Here is a 22295-nt window from a genome sequence, read left to right as displayed (position 1 = left end):
ACATCGAATCGAGCCCCGCTTTCCGTTAGTCGCCGACGGAGGCGGTGGTGCCGTCGTCGTTCAACGGGCACGCTCCGGCGAGGAAGATCAGCCGGGCGTCAGCAAGCGGTTGCGGCGTAGGCGTACTCGGCGGTGCCGGAGAGGGACTTCGAGCGGATCAGGGTCACGGCCTTGATCATCGGTTCCCAAGCTAGCCGATCTTCACGACGTGGACTGACGATGAGCAGGGCACGCACCGCGCTCGAATCGTGCTGCCACTGGTCAAGTCGACCTCGACAAGGGCAGCTCCATGAGGGTGGCGCTGCACCCGGGGAAGTCCTTCCGGCCCACCTCGGTGAACCCGTAGCTCCGATACATCGTCTTGAGTCGCTCGTTGTCCGCCGAACAATCCAGGCGGAAGTACTCGGCTCCTGCGTCCAGCCCTATGCGTCGAGCAGCGTCGAGCATCATTCGGCCCAGGCCCTTGCGGCTGTGCTCGGGCCCCACCATGAGACCGTGGACATACACCGACTTCCCTGGCGTGTCGTTCCAGAACTCCTCGTCCGACCAGATCACGCGCATCGCTGCGAGAGGCTCGGCGGTAGGCGGGGCAAGCACCCACCACTGTCCGCTCCGCACCTGCGCGATGACGTGATCGATGCCGACCATGCCGATCGGCCACTGCCGGATGCCGCGCGTAGCCAACCAAACCTCGCGCGCACGACGCATGGAGAAGATCGGGCCGACGTCAGCCTCGGTGGCGAGGCGCACGGGGAACGGCATCTCGTGACCGTATGGCGTTCGCGAGGGCTCGGACGAGTGGGCGGATGATCTCGTAGCCGCGGCCGTCACACGCGGGGTACGGAGCAGGAGTGGTGTCGTTCGGACTCGTCGCACAGGCCGCGGGCATGTTCGCGGTGACCAACATCGACGACATCCTGATCCTGGCGCTGTTCTTCGCCCAGGTCCGGCACCGTCCGCGCGGAGTGGCGATCGTGGTGCTGGGCCAGTACGCCGGATTCGCAGCCATCCTTGCCGCTGCCGTCGTCGGTGCCCTCGGCGCCGGTCTCCTCCCGGAATCGGTGCTCCCTTACCTCGGCCTGCTGCCGATGATCTTGGGTGTCCGGGCGGGGTGGACGGCGTGGCGAGAACGTCACGCCGCCGACGGGGACTCAGCAGTGGGCGAGGGCAGCGACGTCGGCATTCTGACCGTCGCTGCCGTCACGCTGGCCAACGGTGGCGACAACATCGGTGTCTACGTCCCCGTGTTCGCCAACGCGGGCACGAGCGCCATGGTCGTCTACCTCGTGGTGTTCCTGGCGCTCGTCGGCGTCTGGTGTGCCGCTGGGCGGTTCTTCGCCACGCGGCCGCCCGTGGCCCGTGCACTCTCTCGATGGGGCCATGTCCTGCTGCCGGTCGTCCTGATCGCCATCGGCCTGCTCATCCTGATCGAAGGCGGAGCGTTCGGCCTGTAGATCCCGAAACGGGGAGCCTGGTCACGGCTCGATGGCGGGGCGGGCGCCGGGGCGTTCCATGTAGCCGCTGTCGGGCGGGGCGAAGCCGAACCGCTTGTAGAGGGAGTGTGCATCCCGCGTGTGCAGGGCCCAGCGGAAGATGTGCCCCGGGCCCTCGTCGACCATGAACCGGACCAGTTCGACGCCGAGACCCTTGCCGCGCACCGACGGATCGATGTAGACGTCGGCCAGATAGGCGAGCGAGACGCCGTCGGAGATCGCCCGGGCGAAGCCCACCGTGGCGCCGGACGCCGTGTCGTAGACCGCGACCACGCGCCACGCGCCGTCGATCTGCTTCTCCACGTCGTCCCGCTGGCGCCACCGGGCCCAGTACGCCTCGGTCGACAGGAACCGCCACACGGCATCCCGGTCGATCCGGCGAGGGTCGTCATCAAGCTCGAAAGAACCGAACACGGAGATCACGGGGCGACCCTGCCATCCGGTCGACCACTCGGCCATCCGATAACAGGTCGTGCACACGTCAGGCGCGAAGTGTGCCGAAGCGGTTACGGTGGTCGGCGATCGATTCGTGACCAACCCCGGAGGTCGCTGTGCCGCAGCCCCTCTCGTTGCTGGACTTCCTACGCGGGTTGCAGACCGACGCGGACTTCCGTTCCGCGTTCACGGCCGACCCCGACGCAACCATCGTCGAGCACGGATTGGACGGGCTCAGCCCCGACGACATCCACGACGCATTGGTGCTGGTAGAGGACAATGAGACCGCCGACTTCGACCACGACTACGCCGCCGCGGCGAATGCGGTCCACCCCGCGCCGCCGCCGGCCGAGGGCGAGGACGGGCCTGCCTCGCAGTACCTCAGCGAGTACCTCGCCACCGTCTTCCCCGGCGCGGATGCCCCTGTCGCCGACGGATGGAGCACCGCGGACCCGGACCTCGACGTCGATCTCGGCCCGTTCGCGTCCGGCGACACAGCCGGAGCCACCCATGACGGGATCGGCTTCGGGGATGGGGCAGACGGCCTCGCTGCCGATGTCGACCTCGACGCCGACTCGGGATCCGGCCCCGAGGTCGGAGATCAGTTCGCGAGCCACTTCAGTGACGCGTTCGGCGGTGGCTCAGAGGCCTTCGACGGTCCCGCATTCGACGACGACGGACCTGACGACGTGATCGAACCGCATCACGCCGCCCCCGACGAACCACACCATCCGATCGACTGAGCGCGGAGCTCGGCTACCGTGCCGGGTCGCGCCCGCGTTTGGGCGTGACGCTGCTGATCCGGTCGGCCAGCTCGGCCGGCACCTGCCAGTCCCCGGGAGTTCCGGACGTGCACGCGTCGTGTGCCGCGGCCGCGGCGACCATGGCCGCCGCATGGCCTGCGTCCAGCCGCGAGAACCGGACGCGGGCCTTGCCGGGCGCGTCGACAGCGGCGACACCGTCGTCGGGGCAGCCGCCGAGGCACTGCACCTTCCGGACCGTCACGGCCGCCCCGCCCGGGTGCTCAGCGATCGCGGCCGCCAGTGCGCGTCCGAACTCGCCCGAGCTGCGGGTGTCGTAGCGGGGGCAGGTGCGACAGATCAACAGCGTCACGGCCGTCGCCCGGGCCGCGTATGAACGTGAGAGCCGGCCTCGTTCGTCAGGGCGCCATCTCCTTCCTGGTGGCGATGCGCGAGACCGACCGTGGCCCGTGGGGCCGGGCCACGGTCGGACGTGCCGCCGGGAGAGTCATCCGGCAGGCCTGCGCGGCGCCGTCGTCAGACGGATGCGGGTGCCGCGTTGCGGTCGCTGCTGCCCGGGTTGGGTGGCGTCGGCGCGGGCTCGTCGGCCGCCTCCTTGTGGAAGCGCCCGTCCTTCATGATGTAGTCGAGCTTGTCGCGGTCCTGCAGCACCGTGATGTCGGCGAGCGGGTCGCCGTCCACGAGGAGCAGGTCGGCGAGGTAGCCGGGCTGCACCTTCCCGAGCTCGTCGGGCCGGAGCATGATCTCGCCGCCCCACGCGGTGGCGGCGATGATCGCCTCCATCGGCGTGAACCCGAGGAGCTCGACGAAATGCTCCAGGTCGCGGGCGTAGGTGCCGTGTGGGGTCCAGGCGAAGCCGTAGTCGCCGCCGGGCAGGATCTTGACGCCGCGCCGGTGCATCTCGCGCAGGCCCTGGATGGCGGTCTCCAGCTCCTTCTTGTAGCCGACGGCCTCGGCGGCTTCCTGTGGGAACCCGAACGACTCGGCCTCGTAGAGCGTGGCGACGAGCCAGTTGATGCCGGGCGCCACGAACACCCAGTCCTTGTTGGCCTCGAGCATGTCCATGCCCTCGGCGTCGGTGAAGCTGGCGTGATAGATGATGTCGACCTTGTTCCGGACGCACATCTTCACGCTCTCGGCGCTCCGGGCGTGTGCGCAGACCCGCTTGCCACGGCGGTGCGCCTCCGTCACGGCGGCGGCCGTCTCCTCGTCGGAGAAGTAGGTGTCCTCGGCCCGCTGCGTGCCGGTGATCTCCTCGCCGGTCATCGACAGTTTGATCTGGTCGACGCCGATGTCGATCAGCTCGCGCACGGCCTTGCGCATGCCCTCGGGGCCGTCGGCGAACTTCGTGATCGACTTGATCAGCGCCCCGCCGGTGACCGCGATCTCCGGGCCGTTGGCCAGGTAACGCGGACCGGGGATGCGACCGGCATTGATGGCATCGCGGCAGACCACGTCGAGGCGTTCCTTCGCCGCCGCGGCCCCGAGGCACATCGTGTAGCCGGAGTCGATGTAGGTCCTGGCCGACTCGATGCAGAACAGGAGGTGTTCCTCGACCGGCAGCGTGCCCAGGCCGTCGAGGTCGGCGCTGTTGTTCCAGCTGAAGTGGGTGTGGGCGTCGCAGAGCCCGGACATCAGGGTGCGTCCACGGCCCTCGATCACCCGGGCGCCGTCGGCGGCCCCGGGATCGACGTCGCCGACGGCGGCGATGCGGTCGTTCACGACCAGCACGTCGCCGGGATAGGGATCGGCTCCGGTGGAGTCGAGGATGCTGACGCCGCGGAACAGGATCTTGGTCGTCGGGACGGGCACGGTGGGTCTCCTCGTCACTGAGGGTGGAACTACAGGAACTTGAGCAGGAGGTCGGTGGTGGCGCGGGCCGCCTCGAGCGCGGTCCAGTGCCCGACGCCCGGCAGGATCTCCACGGTCGCCGAGCCGTGCGCGGTGGCGAGCTCCTGGCTCGCTTCGGGCGGCCCCACCTTGTCGTCGGAACCGGTGACGAGCAGCAGGGGGAGCTTGGGGTCGATGGGGCCGGGGTCGGTGGCGGCGGCGAGTGCCTCGCAGTTGCGGGCGTAGCCCTCCGGGTCCTGGCGCATCACGAGCTCGCGGACGAAGGCCGCCACCTCGGGCCGCTCGCGACGGGTGGTCTCGGAGAGCGCGTTGGCCACGACGCCGGGAGCGACGGCCGCCGTGCCCTCCGCCCGCAGGACCGCGGCGCGGTCACGCTGGGCCTGCCTGCCGGCCTCGGCCGGCTCCCGCACCGCGCCGAGCAGCGCGAGCCCGGACACGGTGCCGGGGTGGCGGGCGGCGAGCGCGCGCACGACGAGCGTGCCCATCGAGTGCCCGACCACCTTGGCGCTGTCGACGCCGAGCTCGGCGAGCACGGCGGCCAGGTCGTCGGCGTGGGATTCCACGCCGATCCCGTCGGCGACCGGTGAGCGGCCCGCCCCGGCGGAGTCGACCCGGATCACGCGGAAGCGGTCGATCAGGGCGTCGGTCTGGACCTGGTAGAAGTTCGACGTGCCCCCGAGCCCGTGCACGAGCAGCACGGCCGGGCCGTCCCCCTCGACCTCGACGGCGAGTTCCTTACCGTTGACCTGCACAGTGGTCCTCTCTCAGCGGATGCGGTTGGACAGCGTGCCCAGGCCGGTGATCGTGATCTCGACGACGTCGCCGCTGGTGAGGAAGCGCGGCGGGTCGAAACCGAGGCCGACCCCCGCGGGCGTGCCCGTGGCGATGAGGTCTCCGGGCAGCAGCGTGGTGCCGGCCGAGATCGTGGCGATCAGCTCCGGCACATCGAAGATCAGGTCCTTGACCGGCGCGAACTGGCGGCGCTCCCCGTTGACGGTGGTCTCCAGCTCGAGCGCGGTGACGTCGCCGATCTCGTCGGCGGTGACGGCGTAGGGCCCCATCGGGCAGTGGGTGTCGAACGACTTGCCGAGCAGCCACTGCTTGTGGTCGCGCTGCACGTCCCGCGCCGTGACGTCGTTGATGATCGTGTAGCCCCACACGTGGCTGTAGGCGTCCTCGCGGGAGATCCCGCGGCCGCCCGTGCCGATGATGACGGTGAGCTCGCCCTCGTAGTCGAGCTCGGTGGTGGGGCCGGGGTCGACGAGAGCGCCCGGACCGGTCACGGCCGTGGTGGCCTTCGTGAACATGATCGGCTTGTCCGGGATGGCCTCGGAGCGGCTCGGGGTGTCGTAGCCGCTGCGGCCGAACTCCGCGGCATGTTCGCTGTAGTTCTTGCCGACGCACCAGATGTTGCGCCGCGGTTCGGGGATCGGGGCCAGCAGCTCGACGGATGCCAGCGGCACCGACGTCAGCTCGGCCGACCGCTCACCCAGGAGCGGGCCCAGCTCGTCCCACGCGCCGATCACGTCGAGGACGCCGGCTCCCGGTGGGAGCAACTCCTGGACGTCGTGGACCGCGTCCCCGTCGGCGCTGACCACGCCGACCCTCGGCGCGGCCCCGGCGGAGAAGGTCACCAGCTTCATTGCTCACACCAATCTCAACCAATTGAACCAATCGGAACCTGATCGACCGTACGGTGTCCCGGCTCTGCTGTCGATAGCGGGCAGGAGAACGATCCGCGACGGACCAATTGGTCACGATTGGTTCAGCGTGCTGTAGGGTACGGACGTGCTGGCCGTGGAGAGGTCCCTGCGTGCGCTGCTGGAGCAGGGCACCCAGGACGGCACGCTCGGCCCCGGCTCGAAGCTCCCCACGGAGCGCGACCTGGTGGAGCGGCTGTCCGCGCCGCGCAGCGCGATCCGTCGTGCGCTCGAGGTCCTCGAGCGCGACGGGGTGGTGATCCGCCACGTCGGACGGGGCACGTTCCTCACCGAGGCGGCGCTTCCGCCGGCCGACGGTGCGCCGCCCGACACCAGTCCGGCCGAGATCATGCAGGTGCGGCTGCTGATCGAACCGCCGGTTGCGGAGCTCGCCGCCCGGGTGGCCACCCAGGCCGATCTCGACCGGATCGCCGAATGCCTGCACGGCGGTGAGGGCAGCGAGGGTTTCGAGGACTTCGAGGCCTGGGACGCCCGGCTCCATCGGGCCATCGCGCTCGCCGTGCACAACGGCCTGCTGATCAGCATGTTCGACGTGATGAACACCGCGCGCAGCCTGCCGGTGTGGGGCAGCCTCAAGCGGCGCACCTCCAGCCCCGAGCGGCGGTTGCGCTACCACGAGGAGCACGCCGCGATCGTCGAGGCGCTTCGTGACCGCGATCCCACCGGTGCTCGCGACTGCATGCGCCAGCACCTGCAGAACGTCTCCGACAACCTGCTGGGCCGCCACTAGTGTCGCGGAAACGGGGTTCCTTGCCCGGATCCGGTGACCCAGGTGGATGGATCGCAAGGCGGAGGAGGGGCCGATACCGCTGTTGTATCGGCGCCGACGACAACGCCGCGAGGCGCCGCCTGGGCGCCGGAGGCGGGTAAGACGACCTCGTTTCCTCGACACTAGCCCGAATCGCGCCGCTCGGGCGGGTGCGGGGTGCCGGAGCCGGGCGCGGCAACATACGGTGGGACGTATGGCGCAGCAGGCACAGATGCGGTCCTCACCGGTCGACGAGCAGCTGTGCTTCGCCATCTACGCTGCCTCCCGGGCGATGACCGGCTACTACCGCCCCCTGCTGGACGCGATCGGGCTGACCTACCCCCAGTACCTGGTGATGCTCGTGCTCTGGGAGCGAGGGGAAGCCACCGTCACGGGGATCGGGCAGGCCCTGCAGCTGGAGACGGGCACGCTCTCGCCGCTGCTGCGGCGGCTGGAGGCACTCGGGCTCGTGCGCCGCAATCGCCAGGTGGACGACCAGCGTTCCGTTCTGGTGTCCCTGACCTCGGCGGGCCGTGCGTTGGAGCGCGACGTCATCAGCACGCAGAATCGGGTGGGGGAGGCCACCGGGCTCAGCCGCGCCGAGAGTGTCCAGCTCCGCGAAGCGCTGCACGGGCTCACCGGCCGGCTCCGCGCGGCCGCAGGCTGACCGCGGGCTTCCGGAGACCACTGTGATGATCACCTATCTACACGCTGCGCGCCCGAGCACCTGCCCGCCGTCCGCAACCAGGAGGACGGCATGACGGCGCGCACGCTCGACCGCCTCGCCGGCGAGCCCCTGTGGGCTCAGCTGCTGGCCGACCTGCGTCGCCGACTGGAGCACGACGAGTTCGGCGTGGCCTTCCCTGGCGAGCTCGCTCTGGTGGCCGAGTACGGCGTCAGTCGCCACACCGTGCGTGAGGCGGTGCGGCGGTTGCGGGACGAGGGCCTGGTCATCGCCGGCCGCGGCCGCACCCCGCGCAGGGCCGAGCCCGCGGAGATCGAGCAGCCACTCGGTGAGATCTTCAGCCTGTTCTCGGCGGTGGAGGCCACCGGTCAGGTGCAGCGGAGCGTTGTGCGCACCCTCGATGTCCGTGCCGACGGCGTGGTCGCGGCCCGGCTCGGGCTGGAGGAGTCGACGCCGCTGGTGCACCTCGAGCGGCTGCGCTTCGCCGACGCCGACCCGCTCGCGGTCGACCGTGTCTGGCTGCCCGAGCGGCTCGCTGCGCCACTGCTCGACGTCGACTTCAGCCGCACCGCGCTCTACACGGTGTACGCCGCCAAGTGCGGCGTGCGCGTGACCGGTGGGAGCGAGCGGGTGCGGGCCGTGGTGCCCAACGACGCTGAGCGCGAACTGCTGGGCATCGGCGCCGGTGTGGCCGCTTTCGCGATCGACCGGCTCGGCTGCGCGGGCGAGCTGCCCGTCGAGTGGCGGCAGACGCTCGTGCGTGCCGACCGGTTCAGCGTGACCGCGCGGTTCTCGGCGCGGGACGGCTACCGCATGGGTGGAGGGGTCTGAGCTCGAGCTCCGGCTCAGCTCGCGGCGATCGAGACGCCGATACCGCCCGGAGTGTCGGCGCCGAACCGCTCGATCTCGGCGTCGATGTCCAGCGCGACGGTTCGGATCGTCTCGTCGCCGGTGAGCAGGTGAGCCGGTACGAGCCAGCTGACCTCGAACTCGAGGCCGTCGGGGTCATGGGCGTACAGGGCCTTGGTGGATCCGTGGTCGGAGGCGCCCACGAGTGAGCCGCGATCGGCGAGCACGGCCGCGATGCGCTTGAGCTCGGTGAGCGTGTCGACTTCCCAGGCAAGGTGGTAGAGCCCCACCGTGCTGCGGCCGGCCTGTGACGCCCCGGCGGAACTCCCGATCACGAAGAGGCCGAGGTCGTGGTCGTTCGTCGACCCCTCCGCCTGCAGGAAGCACGCGCGTCCCGGCATGTTGTGAACGACCCGGAAACCGAGTGCCTCGGTGTAGAAGGCCACGCTCCGGTCGAGGTTGCGGACGTAGAGCACGGCGTGGTTGAGACGTTGGACGGGCATCCGGTCCTCCGACGAGTCTGTGTCGAACACGACGGTACGTCAGAAAATGTGAGGGTTCAACTTCTAGGTACCCTGAGGCTGTGGATGGTGACGAGGAGCGCTGGCTGACGCCCGATGAGCTGCAGACGTGGTTGTCCTACGTGGCCACGACCACACTTCTGGAGGCCGCGCTGGATCGCCAATTGCAGCGCGAGGCGTCGATGTCGCACGCCTACTACCAGATCCTGGCCATGCTCTCGGACTCTCCGCGGCGGACGCTGCGGATGAGCGACCTCGCCGCCCTCACGCAGAGCTCGCAGAGCCGGCTCTCCCATGCCGTGGCCCGCCTCGAGGGCAACGGCTGGATCCGCCGGGTGCCCTGTCTCGACGATCGGCGCAGCACACTCGCCCAGCTCACCGACGACGGCTTCGCGGCGTTGGCGGAGGCCGCACCGGGCCACGTCCGGACCGTGCGCGAGCTCATGTTCGACCGCCTGACGCCGGAGCAGGTGTCGCAGCTCCGGGAGATCTGCACCGTAGTGCTCGGCGGGCTCACGGTGGAGAACCGGGGCAAGGCGCTGCTGGAGAGCATCATCGAGCGCCTGGGCAAGGTCGCGGATGAGGCCGAGCACCCCTGTCCCGACTCGCGCAGTTCGTAGCCGCTGATCCCGTCCGTCCGGCTATAGGTGATCATGTGCCCCCTCGGTCGGAAGGGGGCGGTATGTGGGGCACACGCTGCGGCCTGGCGCTGGTGCTGGTGACGGGAATGGCGCTCGCCGGTTGCTCGACCACTGTTGCGGGCGTCGCTGCTCCCGAGCGGAGCGGCTCGTCGTCCGCCGCCCCGGCCTCGGCGCCGTCGGGCAAGCCCTTCGACGATGCGCAGGGCCGCTTCAGGCTCATCCCGCCTTCCGGGTGGGTGGCCGACGACAGCGGGGAGCAGGGAACGGCGGCGTTGTTCCTGGAACCCCGGTCGGCGGCCACTGAGACACGAGGGTTCAGTGCCAACATCAACTTGCTCGTCGTCCCGTCACCGGTGGACCTTTCCACCGCCGTCACCGGCGCCAGGAAGGAGTTGACGAGCCTCGACGGCTACGCCTCCACCGCCGACGAGTCGCTCGTGCTGCGCGACGGAACGCCTGCACACCTGCTCGGCGGGACGTTCGTCGATCCCGGGTCGGGGCTCGAACTGCGCAACGAGCAGCTGTTCGCCGTGCACGGCGGCTCCGCGATCGTCGCGACGGGTACGTCGCTGGCGGGCTCCTGGGAGACCTATGAGCCCGTGCTCGACGCCGCACTCCGGAGCCTGACGGTCAACGCATGATCTACCCCTGCGCCTGGCAGAGTTGCCGCCATGGGAACACTGGTGCTGCTGCGACACGGCCAGAGCGTCTGGAACGCCGAGAACCTGTTCACCGGGTGGGTGGACGTGCCGCTGTCCGAGACGGGAGAGCAGGAGGCCCGCCGGGGCGGTGAGCTGCTGCGCGAGGCGGATCTGCTGCCCGACGTCGTCCACACCTCCGTGCTCCGCAGGGCGATCTCCACGGCGAACCTGGCCCTCGACGCGTGCGACCGGCACTGGATCCCCGTTCGCCGCGACTGGCGGCTCAACGAGCGGCACTACGGCGCGCTGCAGGGCAAGAACAAGAAGCAGACGCTGGAGGAGTTCGGCGAAGAGCAGTTCATGGAGTGGCGGCGCTCCTACGACGTCCCGCCGCCTCCCATCGAGCTCGGCTCCGAGTTCAGCCAGGACGGCGACCCCCGCTACCACGACATCGAGGTTCCGCGCACGGAGTGCCTCGCCGACGTGGTCGAGCGCTTCCTGCCGTACTGGGAGTCGGCGATCGTGCCCGACCTGCGGGCCGGCAAGGTCGTGTTGCTCGCCGCGCACGGCAACTCGCTGCGCGCGCTGGTCAAGCACCTCGATGGGATCTCCGACAGCGACATCGTCGGGCTCAACATCCCCACGGGCATCCCGCTGCGCTACGAGCTCGACGACGACCTTCGGCCCAAGGAGCCGGGCGGCACCTACCTGGATCCCGAGGCCGCCCTCACGGCCGCTGCGGCGGTGGCGGCACAGGGGCGCTGAGGCCTGTCCGTTCGCGGCCGTCCTGTGCGCATTACGGGTCGGGTGAACGTGCTGTGAACTGCGGTCGAAATCTGGCGTTCTGCGACGTCATCAGGATCACGACCTGCACATGAACTGGCCCTTACCGTGGCCGTGCTGCCTACGATGCGGTCTGTGAACCCGCTGGTGTGCGTGGCGATCGCCGTCGGCGCGCTCGTGCTCGGCCTCGTAGTCGGGGCCTGGCTGGCTCGTCGTCGGGCTGATGCCACGCCGGTCGGCGTTGCACCCTCACCCGGCCCGCCCATGGCGGACCTCCTCCAACGGGTGTTCCGCTCGGCCGACGAGGGCCTGGTGGTGCTGAACCGTGGTGGTGAGGTGGTGCTGCACAACGCACGCGCCGTAGAGCTCGGGGTCGTCCGTCTCGGTCGGCCCGACTCCCGCGCCGCCGCCGTCTGCCAGCAGGTACTGGAGACCGGGGCGTCGATCGCCGTGGACCTCTCGCCCGTCGACCACCGTGGACGCCAGCCCGCCGCCGTGCTGGCTCACGTCCGCCCCCTCGGCGACGGCTTCACCATGGTGGAGGCGGGTGACACGTCGGACGCCGTGCGGCTGGAGGCCACCAGGCGCGACTTCGTGGCCAACGTGAGCCACGAGCTCAAGACGCCCGTGGGGGCGGTCGGGCTGCTGGCCGAGGCCGTGCTCGACTGCGCCGACGACCCGGTCGAGGTGCGCCGCTTCGGCACCAAGATCCTCAACGAGGCCACGCGGCTGGGCAACCTCGTCACGGAGCTGATCGCGCTCTCCCGGCTCACCGGGGCCGAGCGGCTGCCGGAGATGGGCGTCGTCGACGTCGACGAGGTGGTGCGCGAGGCGCTCGCCCGCTCGCGGCTCTCCGCCGAGTCCGCGCATATCGAGATCATCGTGGACAGCCCCACCGGGCTGGAGGTCGAGGGCGACCTGACCTTGCTGGTCACCGCCCTGTCCAACCTCGTAGAGAACGCGATCGCGTACTCGCCGCCCGAGGCATCGGTGTCGGTCTCACGGCGCCTCGCGGGTGAATGGGTGGAGATCGCCGTCACCGATCGCGGCATCGGTATCGCACCCGAGCACCAGAAGCGGGTCTTCGAGCGGTTCTTCCGGGTCGACCCGGCGCGGTCGCGCGCCACCGGGGGCACCGGGCTCGGGCTCGCGATCGTCAAGCACGTCCTCGCCAACCACGGCGGCGAAGTCCGGCTGTGGAGCAGCCCGGGCACCGGATCGACATTCACCATGCGGCTGCCGGCCCACGCGGAGCCCGACGACGAGTCCGGCGCCGACAGCGCCGGCAGCGCCCCGGCCGACCTCGTCCGGCGGCCAGAACTACCCGATCGAGTCGGGTGAGCTGGAGGAAGCCATGACCAGAGTGCTCATCGTGGAGGACGAGGAGTCCTTCGCCGACCCCCTCGCGTTCCTGCTCCGCAAGGAGGGGTTCACCACCGCCGTGGCAGCCACGGGGCAGGACGCGCTCGAGGAGTTCGACCGCAACGGCGCCGACATCGTGCTGCTCGACCTCATGCTCCCCGGCATGAGCGGCACCGATGTCTGCAAGGCGCTGCGCTCCCGCTCCACCGTGCCGGTGATCATGGTGACGGCCCGCGACAGCGAGATCGACAAGGTCGTCGGGCTCGAGCTCGGCGCCGACGACTACGTCACCAAGCCCTACTCGGCACGCGAGCTCATCGCGCGCGTCCGCGCCGTCCTGCGCCGCGGCGGCGACGGCGTCACCGAGACCGACGGGCTGCCCGGCGTGCTGGAGGCCGGCCCGGTGCGGATGGACGTGGAGCGGCACGTCGTGTCGGTCAACGGCGACGACGTGGCGTTGCCGCTCAAGGAGTTCGACCTGCTCGAGTACCTGCTGCGCAACGTGGGCCGGGTGCTCACCCGTGGGCAGCTGATCGACCGGGTCTGGGGAGCCGACTACGTCGGCGACACCAAGACCCTCGACGTCCACGTCAAGCGGCTGCGGTCGAAGGTCGAGGCCGACCCCTCCGCGCCCAAGCACCTGGTCACCGTGCGGGGCCTGGGCTACAAGTTCGAGAGCTGACTCCGGAGAGGTCTTGTATGCGAGGTCGGTGCGCGCTCCACGGCCCGGCCGCTGCAGGGATTCGACGGACTCCCGGGGGTAGCCCCGGAGCTCGGTGATGCCGCAGCGCGCAGATGCTCCCGAAGAGCATGTGGCGGGTCATCGGCGACAACATGCAGCACACCGAGCTCTACGCGCCGCTGGACGGCTCGAAGCGGTCGCCGGCCTTCATCAAGAAGGGCCTGGCCGCTCCCGGGACGTCCTCAGGGGCTCGATCAGTCGGTACCGGCCGGCCGCGGGACCACCACGAGACGATGCAGTGCCTGCGCGGCTCGCAGAGAACGCTCTGCGTCGTAAAGGTGCTGGCGGATGTCGCTACCGGCCGTGCTGTCGTCGTCGTACTGGACGACCTCCAGATTCATGCTCAACTCGTCGAGTTCATCGAAACTCACGGCGATGTCCGCCAGCGCCTTGGCCACGTTGGCGCTGAACTCTGTGCGTGCGTGCTCGACGCGCTCCTCGCGATCCGCGATCTCGTCGGCGAGACCCGTGGTGGGCCGGCCTGTGGTGTCAAGATTCGTCATGCTGCGATCTCCTCCGCCTCGGAGACTGGATCTTCGCGGATCGGGCACCATCGCCGAGAAGCGGGACAGCTGCCCGCTGACACCCGATCCCACCTCAGGCAGTGCGGCCCCGGAAGCCCAGCTGCCCTCGTGCGAGGGCCGGTGCGTCCCGGTGTTCCCGGGTGAGGAGGCCGTCGCTGTAGTCAGCTGTGTGGGTCTCGGCCAGGAACGGCAGGCACACCAGGGAGAGCAGCGCGATCCCGACGATGTACCAGGAGATCCCGGTCGTCGAGTGGGTGCCGGCGAGTATGTCGGTGGCCACCAGGGGGCTGATGCCGCCGCCGACGATCCCGGCCACGCCGTAGACGAACGAGGCCCCCGTGTAGCGGTAGCGCACGCGGAACAGCTCGGGGCACCAGGCGCCGAGCGGCCCGTAGATCAGGCCGAAGCAGAGCAGCCCGACGACCATGGCGACCCCGATCAGCAACGGCCGGTGGGACTGCATCAGCCAGAAGAGCGGGAAGGCCCACACGGCGGACAGCACCGCCGCCGCAATGCACACCGGGCGCCGTCCGACCCGGTCCGAGAGTGCCGCGAATCCGAGCGTCGAGGCGGCCATCACCGGCGCCGCCACGATCTCCTCGATCAGCATCGTGGTCTTGTCGATGTGCAGTGTTCCTGTCGCGTAGGACAGGCAGAACGTCGTGATGACGTAGAACAGCATGATCGCCAGCACGAATCCCAGCGTGGCCAGCACGAGCACGCCCGGCTGCCGCCGCCACACCTCGACGAATGGCACACGAACCCGCTGGCCGGCCTCCAGTGCCGCGCGGAACACCGGCGTCTCGGCAATTCGTATCCGGATGTAGTAGCCGATGACGAGAAGTACGGCCGAGGCCCAGAACGGAATGCGCCAGCCCCACGAGACGAACGCCGCTGGACTCATGACCGCGCCCATCACCAGGTACAACAGGTTGCCGAGCACGAGCCCGATCGCCGGCCCGATCTGCGGATAGGCGGAGTACAGGCCCCGGCTGCGCGACGGGGCGTACTCGGTGGCCAGAAGCACGGCGCCACCCCATTCGCCACCGAGTCCGATGCCTTGGAGGAAACGCAGAACCGCCAGCAGGACCGGAGCCGCCACGCCGATCGAGGCGTAGGAGGGCACGCAGCCGATCAGCACCGTCGAGAGTCCCATCAGCAGTAACGAGACGATCAGCATCCGCTTGCGGCCCAGCCGGTCACCGAAATGGCCGAAGACCACAGCGCCGAGCGGACGGGCGATGAAACCCACTGCGAACGTGGCCAGCGCGGCCAGCGTGCCGGCCGTCGCGGAGAACGACGGGAAGAACAGCGTGCCGAACACCAGCGCGGCCGCGGTTCCGTAGATGTAGAAGTCGTAGAACTCGATCGCCGTGCCGATACAGCTCGCGACCGCGATCCGGGCGCGCGAAGGCGCCCCGGTGGCGACCGCCGTCATGCCGGCCGGGGAGCGTGGAGCGGCCCGTGGCGGCCCCGGTTCCCGAGGTGCTCTCCCGGCTCATCACTCATCGCTGTGTCCTGTTCCTCCCGGAACCGGTGCAGCGCGTAGAACACGCCGAAGTCCGTGCTTTCTCGCGATGCGCCCAGTATCCGAGATTCTCGGATGTGTTCCCTGTCGTGGACCGGGATCGAGTATCAGCCGACCTTCGGCCGAGTCACAGTGGCTGTATCTCAGCTCACTCGTGCGTCGGGTCGTATTCGATCCGGGGTCACGGCATGGTCCGACCGACACATCGTGGTGCGGCTCCGATTTTCCGGGTTCGGTGCACGGCTACTTTCGACGTACCGTGAACGATTCGCTCACCGTGTGCTCGGCGAGGTCGAGCCGCCATTCGTAGCGGCCGGGCGGCAATGGCATCGGCGGAATGGAGATCGCGAGCACGGCGTCCAGCATGCTGCCCGCGGCGACTCCTGGTGGCCTGCCGGCCTCGATCTCGCCCGCATGGCCGATCGCCAGCGGGTTGCCGTCCATTCCCGGCAAGGTCACCTGGTGACCGTCGGGATCGAGCAGCTTCAACTCGAGGCGCAGCCTCTGGTTCGCGCGGTCCCACGGAATCTTGATCAACAGCGCCACTGCCTGCGGTGCGGTCGGTGAACTGGTGACCGACCAGCCCGCGCCGAGCATATGCAGCTTCCCCGAATGGTCCGCCACGGCGGCGTCGCAGAGGATCAGCTTGATGTCGAGCGGTGATGCCATCAGTTGGCGCGCCCGATGGCGGCCAGGTTCTTTCCGGCGGGGAGGCCACCGAACGGCAGCTCCAGGTGCACGTTCTCGGAGTAGGCGGGGGCCATGGCCGCGCTCGGGCTCGTCGATGTCGTGTACTCGGCCCGGCTCCCGACGAGCCGTGCGAGGTCTCCTCCTGCCTGCGCCGCCGCGCGGAACGCGGCCGCTGTCCTGTCGTTGTCGTCCATCTCGGGCCCGTCAGCCATGACCACCATCCTGTCCCCACGAACCGGCGATGTCAGCACCCGACGCGCGCAGCGATCAACGCTCGGGTCGACCGAAACCCGACGTCAGATGTGCAACCGGGCGTTCGGGCGGCCGAGGACCGGTGGCAGTACGTGATCGGCCGTCGCTGGTTGTCACGGGATCGGTCACGAGCACGTCACGGGCGAGCAGTAGCCTGATCACGTGCGCCTTGGTGTGCTCGACGTCGGTTCCAACACCGTCCACCTCCTTGTGGTGGACGCCCACCGTGGCGGGCACCCGACGCCGATGATGTCCGACAAGGTCGAGCTACGGCTCGCCGAGCACCTCGACCCATCGGGGGCGCTGACCTTGGCCGGTGCGCAGGCGCTCGTCCGGGCCGTGCAGCGAGCACGTGCCACGGCGGCGGAGGCAGGCTGCGCCGACCTGCTCGCCTTCGCCACCTCCGCGCTGCGCGACGCCACGAACTCCGTGGCGGTGCTGGCCGAGGTGCGCGAGCGCACAGGGGTGGCGCTGGAGATCCTCCCGGGCCCCGACGAGGCCCGCTACACCTTCCTCGCGGTCCGCCGCTGGTACGGCTGGTCGGCCGGGCGGCTGCTCGTGCTCGACATCGGAGGCGGCTCGCTGGAGCTCGCGGCCGGGCTCGACGAGCTGCCCGCTGTCGCCGAGTCGCTGCCGCTCGGCGCCGGGCGGCTCACCCGCGAGTGGTTCCGCAGCGACCCACCGCCGCGTACCGAGATCGACCGGCTGCGCGAGCACCTCGACGATCGGCTCGCGCCCGTGGCCAGCAGCCTGCGCCTCGCCGGCGTCCCCGATCTCGCGGTCGGCACGTCCAAGACGTTCCGTTCACTTGCCCGGCTCACGGGTGCTGCGCCCGCAGGGGCGGGCCCGCGGGCGCGCCGGGTGCTCACCCACGTCGGGCTGCGCCAGCTGTCCGCGTTCATCACGCGGATGTCCTCCGGCGACCTCGCAGAGCTCGACGGCGTGAGCCCCAGCCGGGCCCACCAACTCGTCGCGGGAGCACTGGTCGCGGAGGCCGCGATGCGGGCTCTGGAGGTGGTCCAGCTCGAGCTCTGCCCCTGGGCGTTGCGCGAAGGGGTGATCCTCAGAAGGCTGGACACGCTCGATGGAATGGCCCAAACAGACCGCTCGGCGCAGGACGCCCTGAGTGGACTTGGATGCTTGACCTCGTACGAGGCACGGTGTACTGGATGAGTTCCGATACCGACCACCCGCGTCAGCGCACTGTCGCCGAGCTGCTTGCAGCCCACGGCGATTCCGGTGCGACCGGCCGACGCCGTCGCCGGCGGGCAGCCGACGACGTGCCGGGTGAGGACGACGCGCCGCCGCCCGGCCATGTGACCGGGACGTTCGGGCCGCAGTGGCAACCCACAGCGGAGCCCGACCGGTCGATGCTGCGCGAGCGCGTGCCACCGGCCCAGTCGCCGCCGCTCCGGCAGCCGGAGCGGGAGCCACAGCCGTGGGAGTCGGACCAGGAGCCGCGTGAGCGGAGGGCGCGGGAGGCGCCGCCGTGGGAGCCGCAGCCACGCGAGCCGTTGCCGCGCGAGTCCTGGGAGTCCCGCACCCGGGACGCACAGCCCCAGAAGCCGCAGCCGCGCGAACCGCAGCAGCCGCGGATGCGGGAGGCCCCGCCCTGGGAGTCGATCAAGCGCGACACGCCGCCGAGGGAGCCTCGGCCCCGTGAGCCGCAGCCCTGGGAGGCGCAGTCCCCGGGACCGCAGGCACGGGTGCGCGAACCGCAGCCGCGCGATCCGCTCGCCCTCGACCCTCTTTCGCCGCGCGAACCCCGTCAGCCGGAAGCGGCTCCGTGGCAGCCCGGCTCGCGGGATCCACTGTCGCGGGAGTTCCCGCCACGCGAGCCCCAGCGCGACAGCCGCCCGCGCGAGGGCGTGACATGGGAGCCCCGGAAGCAGCGTGATCCACTGCCGCCGCCCCGCGTCGACCGTGACTCCGAGCCCCGTCAGGCCCCGCCGGTCGTCCGCGACCGGCCTGCGCCCGTGGTGCGCGAACGTCCCACCGAGCTGATCGCGCCGGTCCGGGATGCGCGCTCCGGTGTGCTGGACGCCCCGGCCCCCGGCCGTGGTGCGCCCCGCCCGGGTGCTCGGCCGGAGTTCGGCGCCGAGGGCGACTCCGGGCCGGCCACCGAGATCGGGATTGCTCCTGCCGGCGCTGAGGCGTGGCACCACGATCGCACGCTCGAGCGGCGGGGGGCCCCCGCCGACGACGGCGGGCCGCCTACCGAGGCGGCCGCGCCGCTGGACTTCGACCACCCGGCAGGCCTCGGTCGCACTGATCGCGAGGACTTCGACGGCGACCCGGACTACCACGGCGAGCTGGAGGACGACCACGACCACGACGACCAGGACGGCGAGCCGGACGGTGCCGACGAGCGGGCCGGCCGGCGTCAGCGCCTGCCCAAGCTGGCCGACTCGGCGGGCCAGGTGTGGGCCGCCGTGGTTGCACAGTGGATCGTCGGCGCGATCGGTGGCGCCGCCCTTTGGGTCGGCTTCCGCTTCCTGTGGCGCGGCCTCCCCGTGGTGGCGCTCGCAGCGGCGGTGCTGGTCACCGCCGGTCTGGTCGTGATCGTGCGGGCGCTCCTGCGCAACAACGACATGCGCACCACCCTGTTCGCGGTTCTGGTGGGCCTGCTCCTCACCGTCTCGCCGGCGCTCCTCGTACTCCTCGGGAGATGACCCCCGTGCAGCCCGCGGTCCGGCCTGCCGCGCCCGTTGCCCTCTCCACCGCCTCGGTCTACCCGGAGCGGGCGGCGGCGGCGTTCGAGCTGGCCGCGGAACTCGGGTACGACGGCGTCGAGCTGATGGTCTGGACCGACCCGGTGAGCCAGGACGTCGCCGCGATCGACCGGCTCGCCGAGCGCCACGGTGTGCCGGTGCTGGCCGTGCACTCGCCCTGCCTGGCCATCTCGCAGCGTGTGTGGCACTCCGACCCGATCGTCCGCATCCGTCGGTCGGTGGCGGCCGCGGCCACCCTCGGGGCGCGCACGGTGGTCGTCCACCCGCCGTTCCGCTGGCAGCGCAAGTACGCGGCGCAGTTCGCCGACGAGGTGGCACGCGCGGGGGAGCATGTCGGCGTCGCACTCGCGGTGGAGAACATGTACCCGGTCATGCGTTCCACGGTGCGCACGGTGCCCTACAGCCCTGGCTACGACCCCACCGACGTCGGGTACGCGCACTACACGCTCGATCTGTCGCACACCGCGGCCGCGGGCTCCGACGCACTCGCCATGCTGGAGCGGATGGGCAGCGCGCTCACCCACGTCCACCTGGCCGACGGCAGCGGGAGCGCCCGCGACGAGCATCTCGTGCCGGGACGCGGCACCCAGCCCTGCGCCGAGGTCTGCGAGAAGCTCACCGCGAGCGGGTTCGGCGGGGTGGTCGTCGTCGAGGTCAGCACGAGGCGTTGCCGCACCCGGCAGGACCGCACGGAGCTGCTGGCCGAGTCGTTGTTGTTCGCGCGGCTGCACCTGCAGCCCACGGCCGAGGCCACGCGGGCGCAGAAGGCCGCGCACACCGGCTGGTAGACAACGTCACATCGCAACTGCTGGGGTCTGGCCCCCTCGCGGTGATAGTTCTGGTAAGTGCATCTTCCCGATCGACATCCTGCCCGCGGTGGCGGCGCGCGGTGACGGCCGGCGCTGAGGTCCGCTCGCCGGCCATGCCGTTCAGTGAGGCCACCGCCCTCGAGGCCCTCGGCGAGGGCCGGTACAAGGCGGAGCTCGGACGGGACTGGTCCTTCGGCCCCAAGGCACACGGTGGCTTTCTGCTCGCGCTGCTCGTGAAGGCCGGTTTGGCGCGGCTCGAGGCGGAGACGCCCGGAGCAGCCCCCGACCCACTGTCGGTGTCGGCGGACTTCCTGCGCGCTCCGGAGCTCAGCCCCGTGGAGCTGGGCACCGAGGTGCTCAAGATGGGCCGCACCGCCTCGGTGGTGGCGGTCCGGATGATCCAGGACGGCAGGACGATGCTGGCGGCCACGCTGACCGCAGGCCGGCTTCCCAGTGACGAACCGCGCTGGGCCGACCTGCCCGACCTGCCCGCCGAACCGCCTGCGGACGCCACCGACCCGAGCGCCGGGCGCGCGTCGAGCTCCCTCCACCATGCGTGCGATCTGCGACTCGACACCCCCACGCTCGCGTACCTCCGCGGACAGCGGGGCCGGCCGGTGCTCCGCGGCTGGGCCCGCCCTCACGGGGAGCCGACGGACGTCCTCTTCGCCCTCCTGGCCGGCGACATCCTGCCGCCGTCGGTGTTCAACCTGGGCGAGTCGGGCTGGGCGCCCACGGTGCAGCTCACGGCCCTCCTGCGGGCCCGTCCTGCTCCGGGGTGGCTGCGCATCGAGGCGCGGTCGAGCGCCGTTCTCGGCCCCTGGTTCGACGAGGACGTCACCGTGATCGACTCGGCGGGCCGGCTCGTCTGCCAGGCGAGGCAGCTGGCTCTCGCTCCGCTCGCGCGCTGACCGGGAGCGGCCGAGGAAGGCGTCGGCGCGGCGCGGGCTACCGTCACGTGCATGACACGGATCGCGGTGCTCGGAGCGGGGAAGATCGGAGAAGCGCTGCTGGCAGGCCTGCTCGCCGCCGGCCACGGTGCCGACCAACTCGTGTTCACCGAGCGACACCCGGAGCGGGCCGAGGAGCTCACCGCGCGTCTCGGAGTGGCAGCCGCCGACGTGGCAGCCGCCGCTGAGATCGCCGACATCATCGTCGTGGCCGTCAAGCCTCAGGACATTGCGCCCGTCCTGACGGAGCTGAGGCCGGCTCTGCGACCCGGCACACTGGTGGTCTCGCTGTGCGCGGGGCTGCCGACGGCGCTCTTCGAAGGCGCGCTGCCGGCTGGCACCCCTGTCGTCCGGGTCATGCCGAACACACCGATGCTGGTGGGGGAGGCGATGAGCGCCATCTCCCCGGGCAGCCACGCGGCCGACCACCATCTCGCCACTGTCGAGAAGCTGCTCACGTCCGTGGGGCGGGTCGTTCGCGTGCCGGAGTCGCAGCAGGATGCCGTCACGGCGCTGTCTGGCTCCGGGCCGGCGTACTTCTTCTTCCTCGTCGAGGCGATGATCGACGCCGGGATCCTGCTCGGCCTGCCCAGGGCGGTGGCGGCCGACCTGATCATCCAGTCGGCGTTCGGGGCGGCCCGCATGCTGCGCGAGTCCGACGACCACCCGGTGATCCTCCGCGAGGCCGTCACCTCCCCGGCGGGCACGACGATCGCGGCCATCCGGGAGCTCGAGCGGCACGGGGTGCGGGCGGCGCTCATCGCGGCGATCGAGGCGGCCCGCGACCGGTCGGTGGAGCTGGGCAGGGCGGCGGAGCAACGCTGATCATCCCTCCGAGGGGGTGCGGCCGGGTGGTGCTGACCCTTCGGACGGGCATAAGGCCCGAACGGCCTAGTGAGGTCACCCTGACGCGGGGCTGAATTCCGCCCTGGAGTGCCCTGGGGGTGTCGAAGCCGTCACAAGGGCACCGCTAAGCTCACGAGGAACATCTGGAGCCGTACCCGGCCGCAGCCGGGGACGTCCGGTGCGACCACGAAAGCGGTGATCGGATGCCGTCCGAGCCCCCTGAGATCCACCTTGCGCAGGTGCAATTCCTGACGGTGGCCGAGGTCGCGGCGATGATGCGGGTCTCGAAGATGACGGTGTACCGCCTGGTGCACGGTGGGGACCTGCCTGCCGCACGTGTCGGCCGCTCGTTCCGGGTGCCCAAGCGCGCCGTCGAGGAGTACCTCCGCACCGCGTACTTCGACGCGGGTTGAGGACGCAGTAGAGCTGACGTACGGCTGGCGGGCGCGAAGCGGTGTCAACTGCCCGGTAGAGTGGGCGCCCGGTCATCGCCCGGCCAGACGCGCGCCCGTCGCGCGGTAGCCGTCCGGGCACACCGCACATATCAGTGGCCCTCCTCGGGGCCGCGCCACGACCAGGAAGGGTCGCCACGCATGGGTTCAGTCATCAAGAAGCGCCGCAAGCGGATGTCGAAGAAGAAGCACCGCAAGCTTCTGCGCAAGACCCGCGTGCAGCGTCGCAAGCTCGGCAAGTGATGGCAGCGGCCGGCGCACGTGTCGCCGGCCGCGCCG

The 22295-nt window shown here is 70.7% G+C and carries 28 protein-coding genes; 17 read left to right on the top strand and 11 right to left on the bottom strand.

The window, feature by feature from the left end; translation table 11 throughout:
- Nucleotides 1-261: 261 nt before the first annotated feature.
- Nucleotides 262-762: a GNAT family N-acetyltransferase gene (locus tag ABD743_RS30880; RefSeq protein WP_344726007.1), complete on the bottom strand. Its 501-nt coding sequence runs from the start codon at nt 760-762 to the stop codon at nt 262-264.
- A gap of 92 nt (nt 763-854) precedes the next feature.
- Here ABD743_RS30880 and ABD743_RS30875 point away from each other — a divergent pair, with 92 nt between their 5' ends.
- Nucleotides 855-1454 (top strand): cadmium resistance transporter, encoded by a 600-nt coding sequence (locus ABD743_RS30875; protein WP_344726167.1) that lies wholly within the window; start codon nt 855-857, stop codon nt 1452-1454.
- 21 nt (nt 1455-1475) lie between these two features.
- Here ABD743_RS30875 and ABD743_RS30870 read toward each other — a convergent pair whose 3' ends face one another.
- Nucleotides 1476-1913 carry a GNAT family N-acetyltransferase gene (locus tag ABD743_RS30870; RefSeq protein ID WP_344726165.1) on the bottom strand — a complete coding sequence of 146 codons (438 nt, stop codon included), beginning with the start codon at nt 1911-1913 and terminating at the stop codon, nt 1476-1478.
- Between the two features lie 131 nt (nt 1914-2044).
- Between ABD743_RS30870 and ABD743_RS30865 the strand changes: the two genes are divergently transcribed.
- On the top strand, nt 2045-2671 hold the full coding sequence (locus tag ABD743_RS30865) for an IniB N-terminal domain-containing protein (RefSeq protein WP_344726005.1): 627 nt from the start codon (nt 2045-2047) through the stop codon (nt 2669-2671).
- A 13-nt stretch (nt 2672-2684) separates the two neighbouring features.
- Here the strand turns inward: ABD743_RS30865 and ABD743_RS30860 are convergent, their stop codons facing one another.
- From ABD743_RS30860 to ABD743_RS30845, 4 genes are all read right to left on the bottom strand, one after another.
- Nucleotides 2685-3041, bottom strand: coding sequence for a DUF1636 family protein (locus tag ABD743_RS30860; protein ID WP_344726003.1), 357 nt, complete (start codon nt 3039-3041; stop codon nt 2685-2687).
- Nucleotides 3042-3205: 164 nt separating this feature from the next.
- A complete protein-coding gene (locus ABD743_RS30855; protein WP_344726001.1) occupies nt 3206-4501 on the bottom strand; it encodes a metal-dependent hydrolase family protein in 1296 nt (431 codons plus the stop codon).
- 29 nt (nt 4502-4530) lie between these two features.
- Nucleotides 4531-5292 carry an alpha/beta fold hydrolase gene (locus ABD743_RS30850; RefSeq protein ID WP_344726000.1) on the bottom strand — a complete coding sequence of 254 codons (762 nt, stop codon included), beginning with the start codon at nt 5290-5292 and terminating at the stop codon, nt 4531-4533.
- Nucleotides 5293-5304: 12 nt separating this feature from the next.
- The gene (locus ABD743_RS30845; RefSeq protein WP_344725998.1) at nt 5305-6183 is read right to left on the bottom strand and encodes a fumarylacetoacetate hydrolase family protein; all 879 of its coding nucleotides are present in this window, start codon (nt 6181-6183) and stop codon (nt 5305-5307) included.
- A gap of 145 nt (nt 6184-6328) precedes the next feature.
- Here ABD743_RS30845 and ABD743_RS30840 point away from each other — a divergent pair, with 145 nt between their 5' ends.
- The 3 genes from ABD743_RS30840 to ABD743_RS30830 all read left to right on the top strand — a co-directional run bounded on the left by ABD743_RS30840 (nt 6329) and on the right by ABD743_RS30830 (nt 8525).
- A complete protein-coding gene (locus ABD743_RS30840) occupies nt 6329-6991 on the top strand; it encodes a FadR/GntR family transcriptional regulator (RefSeq protein WP_344725996.1) in 663 nt (220 codons plus the stop codon).
- Between the two features lie 232 nt (nt 6992-7223).
- Complete coding sequence (locus ABD743_RS30835; RefSeq protein WP_344725994.1) at nt 7224-7676, top strand: MarR family winged helix-turn-helix transcriptional regulator; 453 nt, start codon at nt 7224-7226, stop codon at nt 7674-7676.
- A 90-nt stretch (nt 7677-7766) separates the two neighbouring features.
- Nucleotides 7767-8525: a GntR family transcriptional regulator gene (locus ABD743_RS30830; RefSeq protein WP_344725992.1), complete on the top strand. Its 759-nt coding sequence runs from the start codon at nt 7767-7769 to the stop codon at nt 8523-8525.
- 14 nt (nt 8526-8539) lie between these two features.
- Here ABD743_RS30830 and ABD743_RS30825 read toward each other — a convergent pair whose 3' ends face one another.
- Complete coding sequence (locus tag ABD743_RS30825) at nt 8540-9046, bottom strand: VOC family protein (protein WP_344725990.1); 507 nt, start codon at nt 9044-9046, stop codon at nt 8540-8542.
- Between the two features lie 80 nt (nt 9047-9126).
- Between ABD743_RS30825 and ABD743_RS30820 the strand changes: the two genes are divergently transcribed.
- From ABD743_RS30820 to ABD743_RS30800, 5 genes are all read left to right on the top strand, one after another.
- Nucleotides 9127-9684 (top strand): MarR family winged helix-turn-helix transcriptional regulator, encoded by a 558-nt coding sequence (locus tag ABD743_RS30820; RefSeq protein ID WP_344725988.1) that lies wholly within the window; start codon nt 9127-9129, stop codon nt 9682-9684.
- Between the two features lie 62 nt (nt 9685-9746).
- Nucleotides 9747-10346, top strand: a complete 600-nt coding sequence (locus ABD743_RS30815) for a hypothetical protein (RefSeq protein WP_344725986.1) — start codon at nt 9747-9749, stop codon at nt 10344-10346.
- A gap of 30 nt (nt 10347-10376) precedes the next feature.
- Nucleotides 10377-11111 carry a phosphoglyceromutase gene (locus tag ABD743_RS30810; RefSeq protein ID WP_344725984.1) on the top strand — a complete coding sequence of 245 codons (735 nt, stop codon included), beginning with the start codon at nt 10377-10379 and terminating at the stop codon, nt 11109-11111.
- A gap of 153 nt (nt 11112-11264) precedes the next feature.
- Nucleotides 11265-12470 (top strand): sensor histidine kinase, encoded by a 1206-nt coding sequence (locus ABD743_RS30805; protein WP_344725980.1) that lies wholly within the window; start codon nt 11265-11267, stop codon nt 12468-12470.
- A 13-nt stretch (nt 12471-12483) separates the two neighbouring features.
- On the top strand, nt 12484-13173 hold the full coding sequence (locus tag ABD743_RS30800) for a response regulator transcription factor (protein WP_241040262.1): 690 nt from the start codon (nt 12484-12486) through the stop codon (nt 13171-13173).
- Between the two features lie 254 nt (nt 13174-13427).
- Here ABD743_RS30800 and ABD743_RS30795 read toward each other — a convergent pair whose 3' ends face one another.
- The 4 genes from ABD743_RS30795 to ABD743_RS30780 all read right to left on the bottom strand — a co-directional run bounded on the left by ABD743_RS30795 (nt 13428) and on the right by ABD743_RS30780 (nt 16187).
- Complete coding sequence (locus ABD743_RS30795) at nt 13428-13736, bottom strand: hypothetical protein (RefSeq protein ID WP_344725978.1); 309 nt, start codon at nt 13734-13736, stop codon at nt 13428-13430.
- 94 nt (nt 13737-13830) lie between these two features.
- The gene (locus tag ABD743_RS30790) at nt 13831-15195 is read right to left on the bottom strand and encodes an MFS transporter (protein ID WP_344725976.1); all 1365 of its coding nucleotides are present in this window, start codon (nt 15193-15195) and stop codon (nt 13831-13833) included.
- Nucleotides 15196-15528: 333 nt separating this feature from the next.
- On the bottom strand, nt 15529-15954 hold the full coding sequence (locus ABD743_RS30785) for a DUF6941 family protein (RefSeq protein ID WP_344725974.1): 426 nt from the start codon (nt 15952-15954) through the stop codon (nt 15529-15531).
- The gene (locus ABD743_RS30780) at nt 15954-16187 is read right to left on the bottom strand and encodes a hypothetical protein (RefSeq protein WP_344725972.1); all 234 of its coding nucleotides are present in this window, start codon (nt 16185-16187) and stop codon (nt 15954-15956) included. The genes ABD743_RS30785 and ABD743_RS30780 overlap by 1 nt, the downstream gene beginning before the upstream one ends.
- Before the next feature lie 202 nt (nt 16188-16389).
- On the opposite strand from ABD743_RS30780, the gene ABD743_RS30775 reads away from it, so the two are divergent.
- The 7 genes from ABD743_RS30775 to ABD743_RS30745 all read left to right on the top strand — a co-directional run bounded on the left by ABD743_RS30775 (nt 16390) and on the right by ABD743_RS30745 (nt 22259).
- Nucleotides 16390-17400 carry a Ppx/GppA phosphatase family protein gene (locus tag ABD743_RS30775; RefSeq protein ID WP_344725970.1) on the top strand — a complete coding sequence of 337 codons (1011 nt, stop codon included), beginning with the start codon at nt 16390-16392 and terminating at the stop codon, nt 17398-17400.
- Nucleotides 17397-18899 carry a hypothetical protein gene (locus ABD743_RS30770; protein ID WP_344725968.1) on the top strand — a complete coding sequence of 501 codons (1503 nt, stop codon included), beginning with the start codon at nt 17397-17399 and terminating at the stop codon, nt 18897-18899. The genes ABD743_RS30775 and ABD743_RS30770 overlap by 4 nt, the downstream gene beginning before the upstream one ends.
- Nucleotides 18896-19747: a sugar phosphate isomerase/epimerase family protein gene (locus ABD743_RS30765; protein ID WP_344725966.1), complete on the top strand. Its 852-nt coding sequence runs from the start codon at nt 18896-18898 to the stop codon at nt 19745-19747. Before ABD743_RS30770 ends, ABD743_RS30765 begins: the two co-directional genes overlap by 4 nt.
- Before the next feature lie 134 nt (nt 19748-19881).
- Complete coding sequence (locus ABD743_RS30760; protein WP_344725964.1) at nt 19882-20679, top strand: thioesterase family protein; 798 nt, start codon at nt 19882-19884, stop codon at nt 20677-20679.
- Nucleotides 20680-20730: 51 nt separating this feature from the next.
- A complete protein-coding gene (gene proC / locus ABD743_RS30755) occupies nt 20731-21543 on the top strand; it encodes a pyrroline-5-carboxylate reductase (protein ID WP_344725962.1) in 813 nt (270 codons plus the stop codon).
- A gap of 224 nt (nt 21544-21767) precedes the next feature.
- Nucleotides 21768-21977: a helix-turn-helix domain-containing protein gene (locus ABD743_RS30750; RefSeq protein WP_169399268.1), complete on the top strand. Its 210-nt coding sequence runs from the start codon at nt 21768-21770 to the stop codon at nt 21975-21977.
- 180 nt (nt 21978-22157) lie between these two features.
- A complete protein-coding gene (locus ABD743_RS30745) occupies nt 22158-22259 on the top strand; it encodes a 30S ribosomal protein bS22 (RefSeq protein WP_010241351.1) in 102 nt (33 codons plus the stop codon).
- The last annotated feature ends 36 nt before the right edge of the window (nt 22260-22295 follow it).

The sequence above is a fragment of the Pseudonocardia yunnanensis genome (genome assembly GCF_039534065.1).
Lineage (GTDB): Bacteria > Actinomycetota > Actinomycetes > Mycobacteriales > Pseudonocardiaceae > Pseudonocardia > Pseudonocardia yunnanensis.
This window is presented reverse-complemented; position numbering and strand designations above follow the sequence as displayed.

Excerpts from the sequence above, each read along its gene's own strand:
- ABD743_RS30880 (WP_344726007.1), bottom strand. The coding sequence starts at position 762 with ATGCCGTTCCCCGTGCGCCTCGCCACCGAGGCTGACGTCGGCCCGATC.
- ABD743_RS30845 (WP_344725998.1), bottom strand. The coding sequence starts at position 6,183 with ATGAAGCTGGTGACCTTCTCCGCCGGGGCCGCGCCGAGGGTCGGCGTG.
- ABD743_RS30835 (WP_344725994.1), top strand. The coding sequence starts at position 7,224 with ATGGCGCAGCAGGCACAGATGCGGTCCTCACCGGTCGACGAGCAGCTG.
- ABD743_RS30830 (WP_344725992.1), top strand. The coding sequence starts at position 7,767 with ATGACGGCGCGCACGCTCGACCGCCTCGCCGGCGAGCCCCTGTGGGCT.
- ABD743_RS30825 (WP_344725990.1), bottom strand. The coding sequence starts at position 9,046 with ATGCCCGTCCAACGTCTCAACCACGCCGTGCTCTACGTCCGCAACCTC.
- ABD743_RS30815 (WP_344725986.1), top strand. The coding sequence starts at position 9,747 with ATGTGGGGCACACGCTGCGGCCTGGCGCTGGTGCTGGTGACGGGAATG.
- ABD743_RS30810 (WP_344725984.1), top strand. The coding sequence starts at position 10,377 with ATGGGAACACTGGTGCTGCTGCGACACGGCCAGAGCGTCTGGAACGCC.
- ABD743_RS30800 (WP_241040262.1), top strand. The coding sequence starts at position 12,484 with ATGACCAGAGTGCTCATCGTGGAGGACGAGGAGTCCTTCGCCGACCCC.
- ABD743_RS30795 (WP_344725978.1), bottom strand. The coding sequence starts at position 13,736 with ATGACGAATCTTGACACCACAGGCCGGCCCACCACGGGTCTCGCCGAC.
- ABD743_RS30790 (WP_344725976.1), bottom strand. The coding sequence starts at position 15,195 with ATGACGGCGGTCGCCACCGGGGCGCCTTCGCGCGCCCGGATCGCGGTC.
- ABD743_RS30785 (WP_344725974.1), bottom strand. The coding sequence starts at position 15,954 with ATGGCATCACCGCTCGACATCAAGCTGATCCTCTGCGACGCCGCCGTG.
- ABD743_RS30780 (WP_344725972.1), bottom strand. The coding sequence starts at position 16,187 with ATGGCTGACGGGCCCGAGATGGACGACAACGACAGGACAGCGGCCGCG.
- ABD743_RS30770 (WP_344725968.1), top strand. The coding sequence starts at position 17,397 with ATGAGTTCCGATACCGACCACCCGCGTCAGCGCACTGTCGCCGAGCTG.
- ABD743_RS30765 (WP_344725966.1), top strand. The coding sequence starts at position 18,896 with ATGACCCCCGTGCAGCCCGCGGTCCGGCCTGCCGCGCCCGTTGCCCTC.
- ABD743_RS30760 (WP_344725964.1), top strand. The coding sequence starts at position 19,882 with ATGCCGTTCAGTGAGGCCACCGCCCTCGAGGCCCTCGGCGAGGGCCGG.
- proC (WP_344725962.1), top strand. The coding sequence starts at position 20,731 with ATGACACGGATCGCGGTGCTCGGAGCGGGGAAGATCGGAGAAGCGCTG.
- ABD743_RS30750 (WP_169399268.1), top strand. The coding sequence starts at position 21,768 with ATGCCGTCCGAGCCCCCTGAGATCCACCTTGCGCAGGTGCAATTCCTG.
- ABD743_RS30745 (WP_010241351.1), top strand. The coding sequence starts at position 22,158 with ATGGGTTCAGTCATCAAGAAGCGCCGCAAGCGGATGTCGAAGAAGAAG.